13 protein-coding genes are annotated in these 14,983 nt (G+C 43.3%); 7 read left to right on the top strand and 6 right to left on the bottom strand.

The features are described 5' to 3' along the window. Positions 1-176 precede the first annotated feature (176 nt). Positions 177-2,357 carry an acylase gene (locus KO534_RS22780; protein WP_215933710.1) on the top strand — a complete coding sequence of 727 codons (2,181 nt, stop codon included), beginning with the start codon at positions 177-179 and terminating at the stop codon, positions 2,355-2,357. Between the two features lie 93 nt (positions 2,358-2,450). Here the strand turns inward: KO534_RS22780 and KO534_RS22775 are convergent, their stop codons facing one another. Continuing rightward, positions 2,451-2,882: a 3TM-type holin gene (locus tag KO534_RS22775; RefSeq protein ID WP_215933708.1), complete on the bottom strand. Its 432-nt coding sequence runs from the start codon at positions 2,880-2,882 to the stop codon at positions 2,451-2,453. 8 nt (positions 2,883-2,890) lie between these two features. After that, entirely contained in the window at positions 2,891-4,276 is a 1,386-nt protein-coding gene (locus tag KO534_RS22770; protein WP_215933707.1) for an N-acetylmuramidase domain-containing protein, read from the bottom strand. A 278-nt stretch (positions 4,277-4,554) separates the two neighbouring features. On the opposite strand from KO534_RS22770, the gene nhaA reads away from it, so the two are divergent. After that, entirely contained in the window at positions 4,555-5,739 is a 1,185-nt protein-coding gene (nhaA, locus tag KO534_RS22765; RefSeq protein WP_215933706.1) for a Na+/H+ antiporter NhaA, read from the top strand. Between the two features lie 82 nt (positions 5,740-5,821). Here the strand turns inward: nhaA and hutG are convergent, their stop codons facing one another. Continuing rightward, positions 5,822-6,769 (bottom strand): formimidoylglutamase, encoded by a 948-nt coding sequence (hutG, locus tag KO534_RS22760; RefSeq protein WP_215933704.1) that lies wholly within the window; start codon positions 6,767-6,769, stop codon positions 5,822-5,824. 5 nt (positions 6,770-6,774) lie between these two features. After that, complete coding sequence (hutI, locus tag KO534_RS22755; protein WP_215933702.1) at positions 6,775-7,986, bottom strand: imidazolonepropionase; 1,212 nt, start codon at positions 7,984-7,986, stop codon at positions 6,775-6,777. 107 nt (positions 7,987-8,093) lie between these two features. On the opposite strand from hutI, the gene hutC reads away from it, so the two are divergent. From hutC to hutH, 3 genes are read left to right on the top strand one after another with little or no spacing between them, the layout of a single operon-like run. Then, on the top strand, positions 8,094-8,822 hold the full coding sequence (hutC, locus tag KO534_RS22750) for a histidine utilization repressor (protein WP_215933700.1): 729 nt from the start codon (positions 8,094-8,096) through the stop codon (positions 8,820-8,822). Between the two features lie 9 nt (positions 8,823-8,831). Further along, a complete protein-coding gene (hutU, locus tag KO534_RS22745) occupies positions 8,832-10,523 on the top strand; it encodes a urocanate hydratase (RefSeq protein ID WP_215933698.1) in 1,692 nt (563 codons plus the stop codon). Next, positions 10,523-12,043, top strand: a complete 1,521-nt coding sequence (hutH, locus tag KO534_RS22740; protein ID WP_215933696.1) for a histidine ammonia-lyase — start codon at positions 10,523-10,525, stop codon at positions 12,041-12,043. Before hutU ends, hutH begins: the two co-directional genes overlap by 1 nt. Before the next feature lie 52 nt (positions 12,044-12,095). On the opposite strand, the gene KO534_RS22735 is transcribed toward hutH, so the two are convergent. Next, positions 12,096-12,371, bottom strand: coding sequence for a DUF1330 domain-containing protein (locus tag KO534_RS22735; protein ID WP_215933693.1), 276 nt, complete (start codon positions 12,369-12,371; stop codon positions 12,096-12,098). A gap of 101 nt (positions 12,372-12,472) precedes the next feature. Here KO534_RS22735 and KO534_RS22730 point away from each other — a divergent pair, with 101 nt between their 5' ends. After that, complete coding sequence (locus tag KO534_RS22730; protein ID WP_215933691.1) at positions 12,473-13,375, top strand: LysR family transcriptional regulator; 903 nt, start codon at positions 12,473-12,475, stop codon at positions 13,373-13,375. Positions 13,376-13,488: 113 nt separating this feature from the next. Then, entirely contained in the window at positions 13,489-13,956 is a 468-nt protein-coding gene (locus KO534_RS22725; protein WP_215933689.1) for a GNAT family N-acetyltransferase, read from the top strand. Between the two features lie 54 nt (positions 13,957-14,010). On the opposite strand, the gene KO534_RS22720 is transcribed toward KO534_RS22725, so the two are convergent. After that, positions 14,011-14,913, bottom strand: a complete 903-nt coding sequence (locus KO534_RS22720; RefSeq protein WP_215933687.1) for a LysR substrate-binding domain-containing protein — start codon at positions 14,911-14,913, stop codon at positions 14,011-14,013. Between the last annotated feature and the right edge of the window lie 70 nt (positions 14,914-14,983).

The following is a 14,983-nucleotide window of genomic DNA, read 5'->3' as shown; positions in this document are numbered from 1 at the left end:
AATCGATATGCTTATCAAGTGCGGTAACACTCGGCAAACAAAGGCCGCGCATCATACGGAAATCAACTCCCAAAGTCGAGTCTGGTTGATGTTTTTTTAATCACATTAGTATCATTGTACTTCTTATAAACTGCTTGGTAGCATTATTAGACCTGCTAATTTTTAACGGATTATTTATGCCTATTCGCTTTGACTTCAAATTACTTATTGTTGTTTTGTTGGCACTTTTTATCAGTGCATGTGCTTCTGTGCCCCCTATCAGTGAAATCGACCGTTTAACCGCCCGTGCACAACTGGTAGAAATAATTCGTGACGATTTTGGTGTGCCGCATATTTACGGTAAGTCAGATGCCGATGCCGTATTTGGTTTGTTATATGCGCAAGCAGAAGATGACTTTAAACGGGTGGAACGGAATTACATTTGGGCTATGGGCCGGCTTGCAGAAGTTGAGGGTGAAAAAGCGTTATATAGCGACTTGAGAGCTCGGTTGTTTATGACCATTAAACAAGCAAAACTAATTTACGAAGATTCTCCTGAATCACTTAAAGCTTTATGTGAAGCCTTTGCAGATGGGCTAAATTATTATTTGGCAACACATCCCGATGTGAAACCCGCGTTAATAACCAAATTTGAACCATGGATGCCGATGTTTTTTTCTGAAGGTTCCATTGGTGGTGATATTGAACAAATTTCGGTCACTGGAATAGAAGCCTTTTATGGCAGTAAGACCAATAATCCCGAAACCCAAGATTTAGTCATGGCAGAGCCCAGTGGCTCTAATGGTTTTGCTATTTCGGGCAAATTAACCCAATCGGGGAATGCCATGTTGCTCATCAACCCACATACCTCGTTTTACTTTCGCCCAGAAGTACACGTTGTTAGCGAAGAAGGCTTAAATGCCTATGGCGCTGTGACATGGGGGCAGTTTTTTGTTTATCAGGGATTTAATGAAAAAAATGGCTGGATGCACACCTCAACCTACGTAGATTTTATGGACGAATATCTTGAAACCATAGTTGAGCGTGGAAACGATTTATTTTACTTATATGATGGAGACGAGTTAGCAGTTAAAAAGTCAGTTGTTTCATTGCGGTATCGTGACGGCGACACCTTCAAATACAAAACCTTTCCTACTTTTCATACTCATCACGGACCAGTCACACATATGGAAAACGGGCAATGGGTCACAACACGAATTAATTGGGATCCTGTTAGGGCATTACAACAATCCTTTATTCGAACTAAAACCTCAAGCCATGAGGGATTTCGCAGCATGATGGATATGCGCACTAATTCTTCAAACAATACAGTGTATGCCGATGCTGACGGTAATATCGCCTACTATCACGGTAATTTTATTCCTAAGCGTGATCCAAGTTTTGATTATTCATCAGCTGTTAACGGCTCAATTAAAAACACCGATTGGAATGGCCTTCACACGGTAGATGAAACCATCAGTATTCTTAATCCTGCTAATGGTTGGATTCAAAATGCCAACTCAACGCCTTTTACTGCTGCCGCTGAATTTAGTCCCAAGGCAGAAGATTATCCAAAGTATATGGCACCAGATCCTGAAAATTTTAGAGGCATACACGCAGTTCAAGTTTTATCAGACGAGTCCGACTTTACCTTGGACAAGTTAATTGAACTAGCTTATGACCCTTATCTACCTGGATTCAAAACCCTCATAAGCGGCCTTGTTGAAGCCTACGACTCATCAAGGAATCCTCCAAGGGAGTTAGAGGAGCCGATTAATCAATTGCGCCAATGGGATTACCGCGTTGCATTGGACTCTGTCGCTATGTCGCTAGCACATTATTACGGCATGCAATATTTAAGGGACGGTACTCGGCCTGAAGGTAAAAGCATGATGCAAACCATCGAACATTTTGGTACCAGCTCATTACGTTCAGAAAGGTTAAGCATCTTTGAACAGGCGGTAGCAAAACTCAGCAGCGATTTTGGAAAATGGGATACCCCTTGGGGTGACATCAATCGACTGCAAAGGCTGACAGGTGATATTAACTTGCCCGTTGATGATCAAAAACCGAGTATTCCAATTGGACTAGCATCGGGGCGATGGGGCGCGTTAGCGGCTTTTGGTGCTCGCAGTGTTAATGGCAGTAAAAAACTTTATGGTTACAGAGGCAACAGTTTTGTAGCTGTTGTCGAGTTTGGAGATAAAGTCACTGCAAAATCGCTATTGGCAGGTGGGCAAAGTGGTGATCCTAAATCTCCACATTTTTATGATCAAGCTCAACGTTATGCTGACAGAGAATTCAAAGACGTGGCGTTTTATAAAGAGGATGTGCTTAAGCGCGCTGTGGAAAGATACACTCCAGGCAGTCGAAAGTAATTGGGATAATAGTCAATTGTTAAATCATTAGGCTCAGGATAGCGTATTTAACCTGAGCCCAATTGAATTGCCATTGGCTCTTTGAGGCTAGGATTAACCCTTAGCCATATCATTACCTTTTTTGTCCGCTGGACGCGCTTGTAAATACTGTTGCGTCATTTTTTCTGCAGAACGACCGGCGACATAACCACCTAAACCTATCTGTAACAAGGTCCAGGCGTCCCCAGCTAGCGGATTAGGTAACCATCCAAAACTATCAAAAACCACCAAAGCTAAAAACGTTAACATAGTGATAGGTCGCCAATTACGTTGCATCCATGACTGGCCAGTCGCTTCGGCAGTAATAATGGCCGTTTTACTCTCTAGTAGCTTACTTTCGTAATCAATGACCTTAGATAATAGCTCGTTCTCCACTGCTTTAATTTGCGCTTGGAGTTTGAGTTTTTCTTCGTCACTGGTATGTATTTCATCTATTAACTTTACGGCCGGCTCAAAGATATTGCTGATAAAAGAAAAAACGTTCATATTCCCTCCTAGGAATGGTTTTGTTCTGAGTTAGGCATCATCTTTTTAAATGCCATATAGTGCTTGTGTATTTTGTCACCATAGAGTTTTTTTTGACCGCTACCGTTATACATGCCAGCAAAATCTTCAAAGGCTAAATCTTTTAGGTATTGCAGCATTCTTGGTGAGAAAAAATCGAATAGTCCATTAACTTGGCCTTGAATACTGCCAGCAAAAGCTGCAAACATTTCAACCACAGATTGATAGCCGATACGTTCGTAATGAAAGCCCATAATTTGTGGTGCCCCCATGCTAATTGACAATATGGCGGCGTTTTCATCTAATTGTCTAGCAAATTCAAATACCTGCCATTCATTGACTTGTAAGCCGTGGAAAGTAAGCCATTCGCCGCTGGGTTCTCGGCGCCATTCGTGACCTCGCCAGACCTTGTCTGTACTGTATCTGAAATGTTGTCGATACTGTTGCGGATTATGTTTGCCCCAAAACTTCCAAAACTTATGATTTTCGAAACGGATGATCATGCGGTCACTGTTGTTTTGTTCGAACCCTTTGCCTGAGCTCTCAACACAAAGCACAGCTAAAGCACAGGCCACATCAATTTGTTTTTTATTGCTCAAGTCAGTTAATAACGCACCCCATCGGTTCCATGTTGCGGCGGCATTACGTTGTTCATTGGAGCCGGTGACTGTCAGAATAGTGTTTGGAGTGAGGCGAGATAGTTCTTGACCTAATTCTGCAATTGGGATGGCGGTGTCGTTTTCATGTTCAGCTAACGCGATAGGGTCCAGTTGTTGATTGTTGCTATTGTCAGCTTGTAACGCTGTGAGATATCGGGTCGCCACGTAACCGCGGTTGCCATTAAAGCGGATCTGACTCCAGCTCAGTTGTTGCCCTTCTACCCAAATTTGTGCGCCAAAATTAAGCTGACCAAATAAGCTAGAACTAGAGTAAGGGGCACTGCGGACATTGAGAATATCAGCACTGACTTTGGCGTAATATCCTTTGGATACATAAACCAAATCCACATATTTGGCTGCAACGTAGGCGATTTCACCATTAAATTCAATTTCTAACCAATCGTCTAGAAAAGCTAACGTTTTTATTGAAGCGCCGCGGTTTATTGTGGCTAAGTGTTGCGCGCTAGAAGAGGGGGCTTGACGTACGTTTAATCTGTTAGTGTTAACTGTACCTGTGAGTCTAGCCAAGTCGTTAACTGGTTTGAGGTAGTGGGCGGATACAAAACCAAAAGTATCCTTGTAATTAAGTTGCAGCCAATTATCAAAAGGTCCTTCACCTTTGATCACCATGCCTTCAGTAAGCTGCCCTAAAATAGCACTACTAGGAGTGGGCATACTGCGTACGTTGAGTAATGAAGTGGAAACAGCGCCTAACATTGGCCTATTCCTATACGCCTTATTAGTGAAGTAGCAAAAAAATTCCTTGGCTGGCTTACTTTGTACAAAGTCATGTCATGTTTCCCTTGACTGATTATTGTTCAATTAATGCTTCTAAGAATTAGCAGATAATCGTAAAAATGCCATAAATATTAGGTAGAATTAACTTAGTTTTTCTAAAAGAGGTAATGAACTCGAACACGTTTTGAAACGTACTGATATTCAGTCAATTTTCAATTTTAAACATTGCCAGTTTCCACGTTTTTAAAGGAGCATCTATGCAAAAACAACCAAGCCTCATCCAGAAATTCTTTCAGCACGAAGCTGCGAGCGGATTTATTTTAGTTTTCGCTGCTGTAATAGCCATGATTATGGCAAACAGCCCCTTACACAGTTTTTACAATGGTTTATTGGAAGTGCCCGTTAGCATACGTTTTGGAGCATTTGAAATCGCCAAGCCACTTATTTTGTGGGTCAACGACGGCTTAATGGCAGTTTTCTTTTTTTTGGTGGGTCTTGAGATTAAACGTGAAATTTTGGTGGGGAACTTATCTTCACCTTCTCAAATTACCTTGCCAGCGGTAGCAGCCATAGCAGGGATCGTTTTTCCTGCACTAATCTATGTTTGGTTCAATGCTAATGACCCGGTAGCAATTCGTGGTTGGGCAATTCCCTCAGCAACCGATATCGCATTTGCCGTTGGTGTGTTCACAATATTTGGTAAATATTTGCCATTAAGTTTGAAACTATTCTTACTTAGCGTAGCTATATTCGACGATATCGGAGCGATTGTTATTATTGCCTTATTCTACTCACAAGACTTGTCGGCCACTTCTTTGGTAGTAGCCATTTCGGGTTTAGTGGTGTTGTTTGCTTTAAATCGTTTTAAGGTACGTACTCAAGCGGCGTACGTGTTAGTGGGCGTGGTGGTTTGGGCGGCTGTGCTTAAATCGGGCGTGCACGCTACTTTAGCTGGATTTGCCTTAGCCTGGTTTATTCCAATGACGGTGAAAAATGAAGATGGTCACCCTATGCTCGAACACATGGAGCATAAACTGCATCATTGGGTTGGCTTTTTCGTGTTACCAATTTTTGCCTTTGCTAATGCCGGAGTATCATTTTTTGGGGCCAGTTTAGAACATATTTTTAATCCCATTACTTTGGGCATAGCGGCGGGATTATTTATTGGTAAACAAGTCGGTATTTTTGGCATTTGTTGGTTAACGGTAAAATCCGGATTGGCGAAATTACCTGAACATGCCACTTGGGCACAGCTATATGGGGTGACTTTGCTGTGTGGTATTGGTTTTACTATGAGTTTATTTATTGGCTCGTTAGCGTTTGAAGACCAACCACTTGCATACCAAGTGAGCGTAAAAGTGGGTGTGTTGTTAGGCTCGCTATTATCAGCCTTTATCGGCGCTTTTATACTGGCAAAAGTGGGTAATCAAAAACCTGAATAAGTTGTGCCACGTGCAGAAACAACGAGTGCCTCGTGTTCTAGACACTTTCTAAGTTGGCCGACATTGTTGTTGGCTAACTTTTTTATGACCTAAATTTACAGTTCACTATTTCATAGGCTAGTCGTGCCGCTACCTTAGCCGTAGCGTTATCTACATCGTAAATAGGATTCATCTCAGCAATATCGGCTAATCGCCATTTGAAGTTGAATGTAGTTTCACAGTGGGCTATCCAATGAAGCATGTTAACCACAAATTCTAATGAAATACCCAAAGCACTAGGGGCACTGACTCCCGGTGCCACACTTGCTGGAAATGCGTCTAAACACAGGGTGACATATAACTCATCTACCTCTAATAACATAGGTTCAAGTAACTGTTTAGCTGCCTCTATGTTGCAATGGCGATCCAGCAAATATCGGGTATGAGTTTGTTCGGCATAGTTAAATAATGCGGAAGTATTTGCAGGTTCGGCAATACCTAAGCAAGCATAATGAAACGGCTGGTTTTGAGTTTGGCAATATTCTGCAATTTGTCTAAAGGGAGTGCCTGAACTAGTCACTTGGGCGGGATTACGCAAATCAAAATGTGCATCAAAATTCACGATACCAATTTTTTTATTGGTATCACGTCCGAGATGCTCTACTAAACCTTGGTAACTCCCCCAAGCAATTTCGTGCCCACCTCCCAAACCAATAACCATAGAATGTTTATTGAGGTTTTGAGCGATGCATTGGGCATAGTGATGTTGGGATTCTTTTAAAGCTGTTGTGGCCGCTATATTGCCTAAATCAAACAGGTCACATTTTGCATGCCAGGCTAAATTTGCTAATGCTTTGCGGATAACATCTGGGCCTTGTGCTGCCCCAATCCTGCCCTTATTTGCCGCGACCCCCAAATCACATTCAAAGCCCAACAAAGCAGAGCTGATATTGCGTTTTTTGTGGTCCATTACTTGATGCCAACGCAACCCGTTTTGTTGCTCTTCGCTATCGATACGGCCTTGCCAGAAATAAGTTTTAGCTAAAGTCATATGGGTTAACAAGCCTTACCAGCAAACCATTTGGTATCTGGCCTATGTTGATTGATTCCATATACTAATTCGGTAGGGTGTTCGATATCCCATAAGCATAAGTCAGCATCTAATCCTGTTTTTATTTGCCCTTTGTTAGCAAGGCCCAGAGCTTTGGCAGCATGAATGGTTACCCCATAAAGCACTTCTTCTGGGGTTAAGCCAAATAATACACTGGCCATATTCATTACCGTTAGTAGGGAAGCAACGGGTGAACTGCCGGGGTTTAAATCTGTGGCAATGGCCATAGGCACCGCATTGGCTCGCAATTCTGCTATAGGTGGTTTTTGGGTTTCGTTGAGGTAATAAAATGCGCCTGGTAATAATACCGCTACAGTGCCTGCCTGTTTAATGGCCGGAATATCCAGTGGATCTAAATATTCAATGTGGTCAACCGACAACGCTTGGAATTGAGCTGCTAACTTAGCTCCTTTTAAATCTGAGAGCTGTTCAACATGAGCCTTAATACGCAATTGATGATTTTTAGCGGTGCTAAATATTGTGCGGCACTGTTCGTATGAGAAGCCAATACTTTCGCAGAAAACATCTACACACTCTGCTAGTTTTTGCTGCGCAACAACAGGAATTACTTGCTCACACACAAATTGCACATAATCATCTGGGTTACTGCGAAATTCCTCAGGAACAGCGTGTGCGCCTAGATAAGTGGTTTCTATTGTCACGGGTAAATGCTCTGCGATTTGTTTCGCCACTTTGAGCATTTTTATTTCGGTATCCATGTCTAAGCCGTAGCCAGACTTCACTTCTATACAAGTTACGCCTTCTTCAAGCAATCTAGCCGCACGTTTAATCGCGCTAGCTAGCAAGTTTTGCTCAGAGGCTTGTCGAGTGGCAAGCACTGTTCCGAGAATTCCGCCACCTTGTTGGGCAATTTCAGCGTAGCTTTTGCCTTGCAAGCGTAGCTCAAACTCATTGGCCCTATTGCCTCCGTAAACAAGGTGGGTATGACAATCAATAAAGCCGGGTAACAGCCATTTATTTCCACCATCAACTTTGTGGGGGCTGTGATAGTTTTCTTGTGACGGGTCGAAAATAGCCAGCACTTTAGCGTCTTTTATGGCAATACTGGTTTGTGATAGCAGGCCGTAAGCTTCTCCATTGTTTTGCATGGAAGCAATACGCACGTTGTTTATTATCAAGTCACACTGAATTGTCATGTCTGGGCTTCTCCCCATATTTGGATACAAAATAGTTTACTTGTACATACTTGTATATACAAGTATGTTGCTATAGATTAAGCATCAATTTAGTGGAGTGTTTGCTCATGAACAAAAAAACTTCAGCACAACCCAGATTTGTGCAAATTAAGTCTGCCTTACTTGAAAAAATAGAGCATGGCGAGATGCGCTCTGGCGACAAAGTTCAATCTGAAAACCAATTGGCAGAGCTCTTTGGTGTGAGCCGCATGACGGCGCGTCGCGCCTTAACCGAACTAGTGACTGAAGGAATTTTGGCGCGCTCTCAAGGTTTGGGTACTTTTGTCTCTGACAGCAGACCTATGAGCTCAATATTAGAAATACGTAGTATCGACGACGAGATCATCCAGCGTGGACATCGTTATTCAAATAAAGTCTTGGGTGTGGATACTGTCGCCGCAACTGAGCAACATAGTGTTTGGTTGGGTGTGACGATTGCTAGCGCGGTGTTTCACACTAAAATTGTTCATCTGGAAAATGGCCTGCCGATTCAATTGGAAGACCGCATCGTTAACCCCGAGTTAGCGCCACAATATATCCAACAAAACTTCACACAAACTACAGCTAATCGTTACTTGAGTAAGATTGCTCCACTCACCGAGGCCGACCATTCAGTTGAAGCCGTATTGCCAGACAATGAACTGGCAAAGATATTGGAAATTGCTACCGCGCAACCCTGTTTGAAAATAAGCCGCCGCACTTATTCAAGCAAAGGTGTGGTCAGTTATGCCTGTTTATATCATCCGGGTAATCGTTATCGAATAGGCGGCCATCTTGATTTTAATCCAAGCCATTAGGAAATTATTATGAATCGTTATGATACCAGTCGTGTTATCCGCGCACCAAGAGGCACACAACTTAACGCCAAAAGCTGGCAGACTGAAGCGCCTTTGCGGATGCTAATGAATAACCTTGATGTGGAGGTGGCCGAACATCCCCATAGTTTAGTGGTGTACGGAGGGATTGGGCGCGCTGCCAGAGATTGGCAAAGTTACGACAAAATTGTAGAAGTGCTTAAACGCCTCGGTAACGATGAGACCTTATTGATTCAAAGCGGTAAACCTGTGGGAGTGTTTCCAACTCACCCAAATGCACCTAGGGTGATAATTGCGAATTCTAACCTTGTTCCACATTGGGCCAATTGGGAGCACTTTAACGAGTTAGATAAACAAGGCCTGATGATGTACGGGCAAATGACAGCTGGCTCATGGATATACATAGGTTCACAGGGGATAGTGCAGGGTACTTACGAAACTTTTGTCAGTGTGGCAAAACAACATTTTGATGGTATAGCTAAAGGCCGCTGGATATTAACTGGCGGTTTGGGCGGTATGGGAGGTGCGCAGCCTTTGGCAGCTACAATGGCTGGTTTTTCAATGTTGGCAGTGGAGGTTGACGAAAGTCGCATCGACTTTCGGATAAAAACTGGTTACTTGGATAAAAAAGCTCAAAATCTTGATCATGCCATTGAGTTATTAAATCAAGCAAAATCCTCAGGGCAGCCTGTATCTGTCGGTCTTTTGGCCAATGCTGCAGAAGTGTTCCCTGAACTAGCAACACGCAATATTATTCCAGATGTAGTCACCGATCAAACTAGCGCCCATGATCCTCTAAACGGATACTTACCCAAAGGTTGGAGCTTAGAGCAGGCCGCCAGCAAACGTTTAACTGACGAGTCTGTAGTAGTCAAAGCGGCCAAACATTCAATGGCGCTGCAAGTACAAGCTATGTTAGCGCTGCAAACCCAAGGCGCGGTGACTCTAGATTACGGTAACAACATCAGGCAAATGGCGTTAGAAGAAGGGGTAGCCAATGCCTTTGATTTCCCAGGATTTGTACCCGCATACATTAGGCCTTTGTTCTGTCGAGGCATAGGTCCATTTCGGTGGGTCGCCTTATCTGGGGATCCTCAGGATATCTATAAAACTGACAAAAAAGTGAAGGAATTAATCCCCGATAATCCTCACTTACACCAATGGTTAGACATGGCTAAAGAGCGAATTCAATTTCAAGGTTTGCCGGCACGTATTTGTTGGGTGGGTTTAGGGGAAAGACAAAAGCTCGGTTTAGCCTTTAACGAAATGGTCAGAACGGGTGAATTGTCTGCGCCAATCGTCATTGGTCGCGACCACTTAGACTCAGGCTCAGTGGCTTCACCTAACCGTGAAACCGAAGCCATGTTAGATGGTTCAGACGCGGTATCCGATTGGCCATTACTGAATGCACTGCTTAACACTGCTGGTGGCGCAACTTGGGTTAGTCTGCATCACGGTGGTGGTGTAGGTATGGGCTTTAGTCAGCATTCTGGCGTGGTGATTTTGTGTGACGGCACCGAAGAGGCCGATAAACGAATCGCGAGAGTGTTACACAACGACCCTGCCACTGGGGTTATGCGTCACGCTGACGCCGGTTATGACATCGCCAAAGAATGTGCCAGAAACAATAATTTAGACTTGCCTATGCTTGATGTAGACGCAAGCGTAGAAGGAAACCAGTAATGGAACGTATCGTCATTCAGCCAGGCCAACTCACACTGTCGCAATTAAGGGATGTGCAACGTAAACATATCCCTATTTCTTTAGCAGAAGATGCCCATATTGCCATCCAAAAAGCTGAACAAGTGGTGTTGAATGTGATTGCCGAAAACCGCACTGTGTATGGGATCAATACCGGTTTTGGTTTGTTGGCCAATACCAAAATAGCTGAGTCAGAGTTAGAGCTTTTACAACGTAGCATAGTGTTATCCCACGCCGCTGGCATTGGTGATTTTATGTCTGAAGACGTAGTACGTTTGTTGTTGTTACTTAAAATAAACTCCTTGTCGCGGGGGTATTCGGGTATTCGTTTGCAAGTTATCGAAGCTCTTATCACTTTGTATAACAAAGAAATATACCCAGCCATACCAGAAAAAGGCTCAGTAGGCGCGTCGGGTGATTTAGCGCCTCTTGCACACATGAGCGTGGTGTTATTGGGGGAAGGTGAAGTGATTTATCAAGGCTCTAAAATTTCAGCCGAACATGCACTAAAAATTGCAGGGCTAGAAAAAATTGCCTTAGCGCCTAAAGAAGGCTTGGCATTACTTAATGGCACCCAAGCCTCAACAGCGTTTGCGCTAAAAGGATTATTTTGTGCCGAAAATGCTTTAAACAGCAGCATTGCTATAGGTGCACTCAGTGTAGAAGCCGCACTTGGTTCGCGGGTGCCTTTTGACAAACGTATTCATGAAGCCCGTGGTCATCAGGCGCAAACTGATGTTGCCGCCGCCTATAGAGCATTGTTAAAAGAATCGTCTATTGGGCATTCACACGATCACTGCGAAAAAGTGCAAGATCCTTATTCCCTGCGCTGCCAACCACAAGTGATGGGCGCCTGTTTACAGCAAATGCGTTATGCCGCAGAAACACTAGTGGTAGAAGCCAATGGTGTATCAGACAATCCGTTGGTATTCGCCGACAGCGGTGACATTCTATCTGGTGGTAATTTTCATGCTGAAATAGTGGCCATGACGGCAGACATGTTAGCCATTGCGTTATCCGAAATTGGTGCGTTATCTGAACGGCGTATGGCGTTATTGATTGATTCACACTTAAGTGGTTTGCCCCCTTTTTTAGTCGATAACGGCGGCGTTAATTCAGGCTTTATGATTGCACAAGTTACCAGTGCGGCGCTTGCCAGCGAAAATAAAACCCTAGCTCATCCCGCTTCGATAGACTCATTACCTACTTCAGCAAACCAAGAAGACCACGTCTCTATGGCTACTTTTGCTGGTCGACGGTTATGGGATATTTTTGAAAACGTCGCTGGAATACTCGCCATTGAATGGCTAGCTGCAAGCCAAGGGTTAGACTTTAGGGCGCCACTAGAAACCAGCGATAGATTAAAATCGGTGAAGGCCTTATTACGTTCTAAAGTACCGTTTTACGACAAAGACAGATATTTCTCACCAGACATCGAAAACGCCAAAAAACTGATTGTGAATCGCAGTTTGTTAGACAATGTTGCGATAGACTTACTTTAATACCAGCTGATTGGCGCAGTTAATAGAACTGCGCGCCGATAACAACGTCTGCCTACACCAGCTGAAACTGACTATCCATGCCTTTGTTTCTTAGGGGAATAATGGCTTGATATGCCTCACTGGTGTACCAACTCTTAGCACTTTGTTTATCGGGAAATTCAATCACGGCTTTCATGGTGTAAGGGCTTTCACCATGTAAGCTTTCGACCGGCCCTTTTGCTATAAATTGACCTCCATAGCCTTCCAATGTTTTTGCCGCTAACTGGCTGTACTCTGCCATTGTGGTTTTATCTATTGGGTTTAAATCAACGGTAACTAATGTTTTCATCTTGTGTTGTCCTTTTTTGTCCTCGGATATTGAGTTGACACACTTTAAATACTTGGATAAAAGTAAACAATAGCCACTAAATTAACTGTTTGTTTAAATATATGGACAATATAAAGCTTGCACCTTTAATCTTAATCTTTGTGGAAGTCGCCAAAAGAGAGTCGTTTACCGCTGCCGCAAAAAAGCTGGGGTTAAGTAAATCTGCCATTAGTCAGCAAATAAAACGCTTGGAAGAAGCAACAGGTCAACAGTTGTTAATACGTAACACTAGGGGGCTAGTACTCACTGCTGTAGGAAGGTCATTGCTGGCGAGAAGTGAATTGCTAAGTCAACAACTTAGTTTAACCCTAACAGAGTTGAGCAGTGCTAAGGCACAACCCTCGGGTCACTTCAAAGTCTGTATCCCGCCATTTTTTGAGAAAGGTGTGGTAGCGCCAGCATTAAGGCAGTTGTGTTTGGAATTTCCTCAGTTAACACCTGAAGTTGTGGTCTCTGGGAATTGGTTGGATTTAATCGAGCATAACTTAGACGCCGCTATTTTTGGTGGGCACATAAAAGACTCAAATTATAGGGCCTTGTCTATCGGAAAGGTGTCCGAAATATTCTGTGCTTCTCGCCGTTATATTAAAGAGCAGGGCACATTAAGCTCGATTGAAAGTTTGCCTGAGCATAAGTTTATCGCGACTGCTTGGCAGCATGATGAGTTGCAATTGTTTGATAACAACTTAACCTATAAACATTTAGTGCAGGTTAACCACAGCGCCAAAGTGAATACATTAGTGGCAGCCTTAGAATTGGTTTTGAATGATATGGGAGTCGCTTTATTGCCAGAGTTTTTAGTTCAGTCCCATTTAGTTGATGGCTCCATTGCGCGAGTGTTGCCAGAAACAAGAGGCAGAGCGTGGCATTTTTACTTTCTACATAAGTACCAAGGCGAAAAGCCCATACATATCACTCGATTTTATGAACTTTTTCGTTATTTTTTTGCGAAAGCAAATGCGTAAATACAGGCTCAACAATTAAGGCCTGATCTTAAGTTCGATGGATCAAACTGAATTCGAGTTGTAACTAAGTGGTATGCGTAATTGATAGTTCACACATTATGAAGAAGTTTAATATGAAAAATGACGTAGTAATCAGGCCAGCAAATGAAGATGACAAAGCCTTTATTTTTGCCCTTTCACCTTATTTAGCCGAGGTAGCAAAGTTAGATTGGCATACCGCCGAAGATATTCAAAAAATGCAAGATAACTACATATCAGAGATGCTCGCAAAAACCTCTGTACCAAATGCTACCTTGATTGCTGAGGTTAAAGATACGCCATTAGGTTTTGTTCATGTTCGCACGCACAAAGACGGAATTAGCGGTGAAACCTGTGGCACTGTGCCTCTATTGGCTGTATCACCAAAATCACAAGGTTTAGGCCTAGGTAAAATATTGATGGCGTCTGCAGAAAAGTGGACTAAAAATCAGGGATGCCGACTGTTGCACCTTGAGGTCTTTGCAAATAACGCCAAGGCCAATGGATTTTACGAAGGTATCGGTTTTAAGCCTGAAATGTTACATTTGGTTAAAAGCATTTAGTCTAATTGTGGCCGCAATCACTGTTAGCTGTGCACAAAGACGTAGCTAGTAGTTCTAGGTAACAAAAACACTAGGTAATTCATCTCGAAGAAAATTAGCAAAAGCCGAAACTGCAGGTGGAATACCTTGGCGAGTAGGCATCAGCAAACTGATTTCCGCAATTCCTGCCGTCCAATCAGGTAAAACTCGAACGAGTCGTTTAACCCTAAGATCGTCTCGGCAGGTGTAAAGCGGCAAGCCTACAATGCCTAACCCTGCTGAAGCGGCTTGTTTTAGGGTCACCATGTCTTCACTGCATAAACGTGGCTGGTAGGTTTTCGAAAAAGTTGAGCCATCGTCAGCTTGTAAAATCCAATGTCCGTTTTCCTGCTGCCAGCCGAGTTTTAGACCTGAGTGCCCTTCGAGATCTTCAGGGGAGAGCAAAGTACCTGCGCTCTCTAGATAGGTTGGTGAAGCAAGCAATCCCCATGTAATAGTTGCTAAACGCCTTTGAATTAAGGTTGAGTCAGGTAGCGGCTGGCTGTGGCCACGAATAGCCATATCCAATCCACTTTCAATCAGATCAACCGCTTGGTTGGTGACTTGCTGAATGATTTCTACTTCGGGGTTGTCTTTGAGAAAACGTACAACCAATTGAGACAGCGCAAACTGTGCCATGCCTACCGAACAAGATACTCGAACTTTTCCTGTCAATGTAGCGGATTGTCTCGCAATTAGTGCTTTAGCTGCTTCGATTTCATCTAGCGCGTTACGGGCATGATGATAAAAAGCTTCACCTAGATCAGTCACTTTAAAGTTGCGTGAAGTGCGTTGAATTAGTCGTACCCCTAACCGATCTTCAAGCTGGCTTATATGCCGGCTTAGGCGGGATTTAGGAATATTCAAGGCTCTTCCTGCTGAGGTAAAGCCTTTTTTTTCTACCACATGAACGAAAAAGAAATAACCATTCATATCCATCAGTCACCTCAACAGTGTTACCTTTATCGTTTCAATTATAGAACGATTGGTTCATTTTTTGCTACTTCTC

Origin of the sequence: Paraglaciecola arctica (assembly GCF_018861065.1) — a bacterium.
Classification (GTDB): Bacteria; Pseudomonadota; Gammaproteobacteria; order Enterobacterales; family Alteromonadaceae; genus Paraglaciecola; species Paraglaciecola arctica_B.
Note: the sequence above shows the minus strand (reverse complement) of the source record. Positions and strands in the feature narration are given on the sequence as shown.

Coding starts and splice junctions, on each gene's coding strand:
- KO534_RS22730 (WP_215933691.1), top strand. CDS start 12,473: ATGGACAATATAAAGCTTGCACCTTTAATCTTAATCTTTGTGGAAGTC.
- hutH (WP_215933696.1), top strand. CDS start 10,523: ATGGAACGTATCGTCATTCAGCCAGGCCAACTCACACTGTCGCAATTA.
- hutC (WP_215933700.1), top strand. CDS start 8,094: ATGAACAAAAAAACTTCAGCACAACCCAGATTTGTGCAAATTAAGTCT.
- hutU (WP_215933698.1), top strand. CDS start 8,832: ATGAATCGTTATGATACCAGTCGTGTTATCCGCGCACCAAGAGGCACA.
- hutI (WP_215933702.1), bottom strand. CDS start 7,986: ATGACAATTCAGTGTGACTTGATAATAAACAACGTGCGTATTGCTTCC.
- KO534_RS22735 (WP_215933693.1), bottom strand. CDS start 12,371: ATGAAAACATTAGTTACCGTTGATTTAAACCCAATAGATAAAACCACA.
- KO534_RS22770 (WP_215933707.1), bottom strand. CDS start 4,276: ATGTTAGGCGCTGTTTCCACTTCATTACTCAACGTACGCAGTATGCCC.
- nhaA (WP_215933706.1), top strand. CDS start 4,555: ATGCAAAAACAACCAAGCCTCATCCAGAAATTCTTTCAGCACGAAGCT.
- KO534_RS22725 (WP_215933689.1), top strand. CDS start 13,489: ATGAAAAATGACGTAGTAATCAGGCCAGCAAATGAAGATGACAAAGCC.
- KO534_RS22780 (WP_215933710.1), top strand. CDS start 177: ATGCCTATTCGCTTTGACTTCAAATTACTTATTGTTGTTTTGTTGGCA.
- hutG (WP_215933704.1), bottom strand. CDS start 6,769: ATGACTTTAGCTAAAACTTATTTCTGGCAAGGCCGTATCGATAGCGAA.
- KO534_RS22775 (WP_215933708.1), bottom strand. CDS start 2,882: ATGAACGTTTTTTCTTTTATCAGCAATATCTTTGAGCCGGCCGTAAAG.
- KO534_RS22720 (WP_215933687.1), bottom strand. CDS start 14,913: ATGGATATGAATGGTTATTTCTTTTTCGTTCATGTGGTAGAAAAAAAA.